A 7,204-nucleotide genomic window follows, 5' to 3' on the forward strand; every position below is an offset into this window, starting at 1 on the left:
AGCCGTTCATGTGGCGGTAGGAGGCAGGGATGCCCCGGTCGCCCATCAGCCAGGTGATCTGGTGCGTCGCCTCGGGGGAGTGCGCCCAGAAGTCCCAGACGTTGTCGGGCTCCTGGCGGCCCGTGAACGGGTCGCGCTTCTGCGAGTGGATGAAGTCGGGGAACTTCACGGGGTCCTTGACGAAGAAGACCGGGGTGTTGTTGCCGACCAGGTCGTAGTTGCCCTCGTCGGTGTAGAACTTGACGGCGAAACCGCGCGGGTCGCGTACGGCGTCGGCGCCGCCGAGGGAGTCGGCGACCGTCGAGAAGCGCAGGAACGTCCGGGTGCGCCGGCCGGCCTCGGACAGGAAGTCCGCGCGGGTCCAGGCGGTGACGTCGTCCGTCACCTCGAAGTAGCCGTACGCGCCGGAGCCGCGGGCGTGCACGACGCGCTCCGGGATGCGCTCACGGTTGAAGCGGGCCAGCTTCTCCAGCAGGTGCTGGTCCTGGATCAGGACCGGCCCGCCGGCACCGGCCGTGGCGGAGTTCTGGTTGTCGGCGACCGGGGCGCCTGACTCGGTGGTGAGCACACGCGGGGACATGGAGACCTTCCGTACGAGGGCTGCTGACGGTGTGGGGGAGCGTAGGTTCGGCGCGAACGGTGCGTCAACAGTTTGTTGAATTCGGAGTGAATGGTTCCGGACCGCGGCGACGCCTGGGCGCGACAGGACAGGTGTCGGCGCCGCCGCGGCCCGGAGTGCGAGGGGCCTTCAGGCCGTGTCAGACCTGGGAGCCGGAGAGGCGCTCGACCGAGCGCAGCAGCGCCGAGTGGTCCAGCCCGCCGTCGCCCTGGGCGCGCAGCGAGGCGACCAGCTGGGCCACGACCGCGCCGACGGGCAGCGCGGCGCCGACGGTGCGGGCGGCGTCCGTGACGATCCCCATGTCCTTGTGGTGCAGGTCGATCCGGAAGCCGGGGTCGAAGTCCCGCTTCAGGAAGTTGTCCTTCTTGCGGGTCAGGACTGTCGAGCCGGCCAGTCCGCCGTTCAGCACGTCGAGCGCGGCGGCCAGGTCGACCCCGGACCTCTCCAGGAAGACCACGGCCTCGGCGCACGCCTGGATGTTCACCGCGACGATGAGCTGGTTGGCGGCCTTGACCGTCTGGCCGGAGCCGTGCGGACCGCACAGCACGATGGTCCGGCCGAGCGCCTCCAGCAGCGGGCGGGCGGCGTCGAAGTCGGGCTGCTCGCCGCCGACCATGATGGAGAGCACGGCCTCGACCGCGCCGGCCTCGCCGCCGGAGACGGGGGCGTCCAGTACGCGGATGCCCTTGTCCTTCGCGTGCTTCGCCAGGTCCACGGAGGTCTGCGGGGTGATCGACGACATGTCGATCAGCAGGGCGCCGCTCCTCGCGTTCTCCAGGACGCCGTCGGGGCCGTAGGCGATCGCCTCGACCTGCGGGGAGGCGGGGACCATGGTGACGATCACGTCGGCGTCGCGTACGGCCTCGGCGACCGAGGCGGCGCCCCTGCCGCCCGCCGCGACGAGCCGGTCGACCTTGGCCCGCTCCAGGGTGTACCCGGTGACGTCGTACCCGGCCCTGACCAGGTTCTCCGACATGGGCGAGCCCATGATGCCCAGACCGATCCAGGCGACCTTGGGGAGGTTGCTGCTCATGAGGGTGCCTTCCGATGAAAACGTGTGGACGGGGGGCGGCGTCGGCTCAGGACCCGAGCCAGCCGAAGGACTCCGCGCTCGGCCGGTCGCCCGGCTTGTACTCCAGGCCGACCATGCCCGCGTAACCGGCGTCGGCCAGTTCGTCCAGGAGCCGTTCCAGGGGGAGCGAGCCGGTGCCCGGTGCGCCGCGCCCCGGGTTGTCGGCGATCTGGACGTGACCGGTCCTCGCGGCGTACGCCTTGATGACCTGGCCGAGGTCCTCGCCGTTCATGGACAGGTGGTAGAGGTCCAGCAGGAACGTCGCGTTGCCCAGGCCGGTGGCCTCGTTGACCTTGTCGGCGACCTCGACCGCCGACCGGGCGCTCAGCAGCGGATAGCGCGGCGACTCAGGCCGGTTGAGGGCCTCGATCAGCAGGACCGCCCCGACGCCGTGGGCCGCGCGGGCCGCCAGGGCCAGGTTTTCCAGGGCGAGTTCGTCCTGGGCGGCGGGGTCCACGCCCTCCACGCGGTTGCCGTACAGCGCGTTGAGCGCACGGCAGCCGGTGGCTGCGGCGAAGGCGGACGCCACCTCGACGTTGGCGCGGAAGCGGTCCGACTCCGCCCCGGGCAGCGAGAGTGCGCCGCGGTCGGGGCCGGGAAGCCGCCCGGCGTAGAAGTTCAGCCCCACCAGCTGGGTGCCGGCGTCGTCGAGCGCCCTCCTGAGGGCGTCGAGCTCCGCCTGCGGCGGGGTCGGGGTCTCGATCCAGGGCCACCACAGCTCGACCGCCGTGAAGCCCGCCGCGGCGGCGGCCGCGGGGCGCTCCAGGAGCGGGAGTTCCGTGAAGAGGATCGAAAGGTTCACATCGAAGCGGTGGTCCGGGTATCCCATGAGGATCTCGGCACTCCTTCCGTATTGCGGAAGTATCTTTCTGCTCAACGGAAGATTGCCGGGCGGCGGGTGAGGCTGTCAAGGGGGGATGCGAAGTCGGCGTACGTGAGCCCGTCCCGAACGGCCGTGGGCGGCGGTGTGCTCGCGCGGTCCGCGGCGGCCCTTGTCCGGTCCGGGGCTCCGGTCCGCCGGGACGTGCGGGCCCGGGCGGCGGGTCGTTACAGTCGTGGCCGGGGGCGGCGGCAGTGCGTACCCCCGGGACATTCAAGGAGGCACAGTGCGCTTGCGGGTGGAGTTCACCACCGAGCCCTTCGATCTCGACGAGGCGCCCGCCCACGCGGTGGTGGCCCGGGAGGTCATCCAGTCCGCGGAGCTGGACGCCGTCGACGTCGGGCCCTTCGGCAACACCGCGGAGGGCGGGGCCGACGAAGTGCTCACCGCGGTGGACGGCCTGCTGCGCCGGGCCCTGGCCTCCGGCGCCACCCGGGTCTCGCTCCAGGTCAACGTGGTCGGGGAGGGTGAGCGGTGACCGAATCCGCCGATCATCCGCTGGTCGCGGCGGTCAAGCCGCTCGCCGACGCGATGGGCGCCGAGCTGCTCGCCCTCGGCCAGGCCGAGCCGGACGACGTGGTGCTCGCCTGGGAGGGCCGAGACGTCGTCGCCGTACGCCTGCCCCGGCTCTCCGCGTCGCTGGACCACGTCCTGGCCGCCATGGAGAAGAGGTACGGCGCGCCGCTCGCCGGCCTGGACCGCAGGACGAAGCAGTCCGTCGTGCGGGCCCTGGAGGCACGCGGCGCCTTCTCGGTGCGGCACGGTGTGGAGACCGTGGCGGGCGCCCTGGGTGTCTCGAGGTTCACCGTCTACAACTACTTGAACCGGGAACACGCCGCTCAGGGCGAGTAGTTGACCGAACGTAACGGAAGGCCGCCGTCCGCATCCCTGGACGGCGGCCTTCTCCGTTCGTGGAATTTCAACAAACTGTTGACGTCGTGTTGTCGAGGGCGTTAGCTATCGGCAGCCCGAACAACGCCCAGCGGAAAACGGCCACGGAGGCTCCCGTGACTTCGAGTTCCACCCCGGGCATCGCCCGGTTCAACTCCCTGGCGGACGACGAGGCCACCGCGACGCTGCACGAGATCTGTGCCGGTCAGGCATGGGCGGACGCCGTCCTCGGCGGGCGCCCGTACGCCACCGAGGAAGACCTGCTCCGATCCGGCGACGCCGCCACGGCCCGCCTCACCCCACGCGAACTGGCCGAAGCGATGGCCGGCCACCCGCCGATCGGCCGCCCGAAGCCCGGCGACCCGACCTCCTCCCGCGAACAGCGGGGGATGGCCGGCGCCTCCGAGGAGCTCAGGACCGAGATGCTCGAACTGAACCTGGCCTACCAGGAACGGTTCGGACACGTCTTCCTGATCTGCGCCACCGGAGCCACCGGTGCACAGATGCGCGACGCCGTGAAGGCCCGCATCGGCAACACGCCCGAGCGCGAGCAGGAGATCGTGCGCGCCGAACTGGGCAAGATCAACCGCATCCGGTTGACCCGTCTCGTACGGGAGACCCTCGTACCGGACCACCCCGAAGCAGGAGAGTGACGGACTTGAGCACCGAAACGACCGCGTCGGTGTCCACGCACATCCTGGACACCAGCATCGGCCGCCCCGCCGCGTCCGTCGCCGTCTCCCTCGCCGCGCGCAGCGGCGACGACGCGCCGTACGTGACGCTCGGCACGTCCGCCACCGACGCCGACGGGCGCTGCAAGAACCTGCCGGCCCTGCCGGAAGGAACCACCCACGTACGCCTCGGCTTCGACACCGGGACGTACTTCGTCAAGAAGCAAGCCGAGGCGCAGCAGGACGCCCCCCGCGTAAGGGACAGCGGCGCGTTCTTCCCGGAGGTGGCGATCACGTTCGCCGTCACCCCGGGGGAGCACTTTCACGTACCGCTGCTGCTCAACCCGTTCGGCTACTCCGTTTACCGAGGGAGCTAGCAGACCATGCCAACGATTCTCGGCCAGAACCAGTACGGCAAAGCAGAGAACCGCGTCGTCAGGATCGTGCGGGACGGCGACACCCACCACATCAAGGACCTCAACGTCTCGGTCGCCCTCTCCGGTGACATGGAGGACGTCCACTACTCCGGCTCCAACGCCAACGTCCTGCCGACCGACACCACCAAGAACACCGTGTTCGCCTTCGCCAAGGAACACGGCATCGACTCCGCCGAGCAGTTCGGCATCCACCTCGCCCGCCACTTCGTGACCTCCCAGGAACCGATCAAGGTCGCCCGGATACGGATCGAGGAGTACGCCTGGGAGCGCATAGCGACCTCCGACGGCAACTCCCGCTTCATCGGGGCCGACGAGGTCCAGCACTCCTTCGTCCGCAAGGGCCAGGAGCTGCGCACCGCCCAGATCACCTACGACGGCGAGAGGTGGGAGGTCGTCTCGGGCCTCAAGGACCTCACCGTACTGAACTCCACCAACTCGGAGTTCTGGGGCTACGTCAAGGACAGGTACACCACCCTCAAGGAGGCGTACGACCGCATCCTGGCGACCGACGTGTCCGCCAAGTGGCGCTACAACTGGACCGACGACGAGCGGCCCATGCCGAACTGGGAGAAGTCCTACCAGCAGGCGCGCAAGCACATGCTCGAGGCCTTCGCCGAGACGTACTCCCTCTCGCTCCAGCAGACCCTGTACCAGATGGGTTCGCGCATCATCAACAGCCGCAGCGAGATCGACGAGATCCGCTTCTCACTGCCCAACAACCACCACTTCCTCGTGGACCTGGAGCCCTTCGGCCTCAAGAACGACAACGAGGTCTACTTCGCAGCCGACCGGCCCTACGGCCTGATCGAGGCGACGGTGCTCCGGGACGGGGCGGAGGCCAGGATCCCGGTCGACCTGACCAACCTCTGACGCGGCGCCGGACCGGCCCCCTCCGCCCACGGCCGGGCGGGGCCGGTCATCCCGGAGGACCACCACGGCACGATCCGCGACGGGGCCGGCGAACGGCCGCGCACCGCACCACCGCCCGCCGCCGGCAGGGAAGCCCACCCGGCGGACGGGAGCCCCCCTCCCACGCGGCATCCACCCGCCGGCCGCGTCCCCCTCCGGCCCTTCGGCTCCGGACGCTCCGCCGGGAACCGGCCGGCTGCCGTACGCCGACGCCGCCTCCTCGGCCGGGACCGTGCCGGCGTCCGCCCTCCACAGAGAGAAGAAGGAAGTGCCATGGCAGCCCCGGCAGACCCTCAGCGCCTCGTCCTGGAGAACTGTGCGATCGCGACCGTCGACGCCCGTGACACCGAGTACGCCTCGGGGCACGTCGTCGTCGCGGACGACCGCATCGAATCCGTCGGCGCCGGCCCGGCCCCCGAGGGGCTCACCGGAGTCGTACGGCGGATCGACGCCACCGGCCACCTCGCCACCCCGGGCCTGGTCAACACCCACCACCACTTCTACCAGTGGATCACCCGGGGCCTGGCGACCGACCACCACCTCTTCGACTGGCTCACCGCCCTGTACCCGACGTGGGCCCGCATCGACGAGGCGATGGTCCGCGCCGCCGCCCAGGGCTCACTCGCCATGATGGCCCGTGGCGGTGTCACCACCGCGACGGACCACCACTACATCTACCCGCGGGGCTCCGGGGACCTCTCCGGCGCGATCATCGAAGCCGCCCGCGAGACGGGCCTGCGCTTCACGTTCGCCCGGGGGTCCATGGACCGCGGCGAGAAGGACGGAGGGCTGCCGCCGGACTTCGCCGTCGAGACCCTGGAGGACGCCCTCGCCGCCACCGAGGCGACGATCGACGCGTACCACGACCCCTCCTCCGGCGCGATGACCCAGATCGCCGTGGCGCCCTGCTCACCCTTCTCGGTCTCCACCGAACTCCTCGTGCAGGGCGCGGAACTGGCCCGGCGGCGCGGCGTGCGGCTGCACACCCACGGCTCGGAGACCGTCGAGGAGGCGCGGTTCTGCGAGGAACGGTTCGGCACGGGACCGACCGGCTACTTCGAGAAGACAGGCTGGCTCGGCGACGACGTGTGGATGGCGCACTGCGTCCACATGAACGACGCGGACATCGCCGCATTCGCCCGCACCGGCACCGGCGTCGCCCACTGCCCGTCGTCCAACGCCCGCCTCGGAGCCGGGATCGCCCGGGTCCCCGACATGCTCGCCGCCGGTGTCCCGGTCGGCCTCGGCGTCGACGGCACCGCCTCCAACGAGTCGGGCGAGCTCCACACCGAGCTGCGCAACGCGCTGCTGGTCAACCGCCTCGGCGCCCATCGTGAGAAGGCCCTGAACGCGCGTCAGGCCCTGCGCATGGGGACGTACGGCGGGGCCCAGGTGCTCGGCCGCGCCGGCCAGACCGGCTCCCTGGAGGCCGGCAAGCTCGCCGACCTCGTCCTGTGGAAGCTGGACACCCTGGCGCACGCCTCCATCGCCGACCCGGTCGCCGCGCTCGTCCTCGGAGCGGCGGCCCCCGTCACCCTCTCCCTCGTCGGCGGCAGGCCCGTCGTCGAGGACGGCCATCTCGCCACGGTGGACGAGGACGCCGTCGCCCGCGCCACCCGCGACGAGGCCCGGCGCCTGGCACGGATCGCCGCCGGAGCCTGACAGCCCGAGGCGCAGGCGGCACATCCCCTGACCGGCCGGCCGAGGGGGACGGCCCTCGGCCGG

At 71.1% G+C, this 7,204-nt stretch carries 9 protein-coding genes; 6 read left to right on the top strand and 3 right to left on the bottom strand.

The window, feature by feature from the left end; genetic code table 11:
• The 3 genes from IH13_RS0121180 to IH13_RS0121190 all read right to left on the bottom strand — a co-directional run.
• Positions 1–580: catalase (locus tag IH13_RS0121180; RefSeq protein ID WP_031086753.1), on the bottom strand; the 580-nt coding region annotated here is incomplete at its 3' end.
• Positions 581–758: 178 nt separating this feature from the next.
• Complete coding sequence (locus IH13_RS0121185) at positions 759–1,652, bottom strand: 2-hydroxy-3-oxopropionate reductase (protein WP_031086754.1); 894 nt, start codon at positions 1,650–1,652, stop codon at positions 759–761.
• Between the two features lie 46 nt (positions 1,653–1,698).
• Complete coding sequence (locus IH13_RS0121190; RefSeq protein ID WP_031086756.1) at positions 1,699–2,520, bottom strand: TIM barrel protein; 822 nt, start codon at positions 2,518–2,520, stop codon at positions 1,699–1,701.
• Positions 2,521–2,797: 277 nt separating this feature from the next.
• Here IH13_RS0121190 and IH13_RS0121195 point away from each other — a divergent pair, with 277 nt between their 5' ends.
• The 6 genes from IH13_RS0121195 (at position 2,798) to IH13_RS0121220 (ending at position 7,141) form a co-directional block, all read left to right on the top strand.
• A complete protein-coding gene (locus IH13_RS0121195; RefSeq protein WP_037841935.1) occupies positions 2,798–3,049 on the top strand; it encodes a YkoF family thiamine-binding protein in 252 nt (83 codons plus the stop codon).
• Positions 3,046–3,423, top strand: a complete 378-nt coding sequence (locus IH13_RS0121200) for a helix-turn-helix domain-containing protein (RefSeq protein WP_031086759.1) — start codon at positions 3,046–3,048, stop codon at positions 3,421–3,423. Before IH13_RS0121195 ends, IH13_RS0121200 begins: the two co-directional genes overlap by 4 nt.
• Before the next feature lie 155 nt (positions 3,424–3,578).
• Positions 3,579–4,115 (top strand): 2-oxo-4-hydroxy-4-carboxy-5-ureidoimidazoline decarboxylase, encoded by a 537-nt coding sequence (uraD, locus tag IH13_RS0121205; RefSeq protein WP_031086761.1) that lies wholly within the window; start codon positions 3,579–3,581, stop codon positions 4,113–4,115.
• A gap of 5 nt (positions 4,116–4,120) precedes the next feature.
• Positions 4,121–4,510 carry a hydroxyisourate hydrolase gene (uraH, locus tag IH13_RS0121210; protein ID WP_031086762.1) on the top strand — a complete coding sequence of 130 codons (390 nt, stop codon included), beginning with the start codon at positions 4,121–4,123 and terminating at the stop codon, positions 4,508–4,510.
• 6 nt (positions 4,511–4,516) lie between these two features.
• Complete coding sequence (pucL, locus tag IH13_RS0121215; RefSeq protein ID WP_031086763.1) at positions 4,517–5,440, top strand: factor-independent urate hydroxylase; 924 nt, start codon at positions 4,517–4,519, stop codon at positions 5,438–5,440.
• Positions 5,441–5,752: 312 nt separating this feature from the next.
• Positions 5,753–7,141, top strand: coding sequence for an 8-oxoguanine deaminase (locus IH13_RS0121220; RefSeq protein WP_031086764.1), 1,389 nt, complete (start codon positions 5,753–5,755; stop codon positions 7,139–7,141).
• Positions 7,142–7,204 lie beyond the last annotated feature (63 nt).

The sequence above is a fragment of the Streptomyces sp. NRRL WC-3549 genome, from assembly GCF_000721935.1.
Taxonomy (GTDB): domain Bacteria; phylum Actinomycetota; class Actinomycetes; order Streptomycetales; family Streptomycetaceae; genus Streptomyces.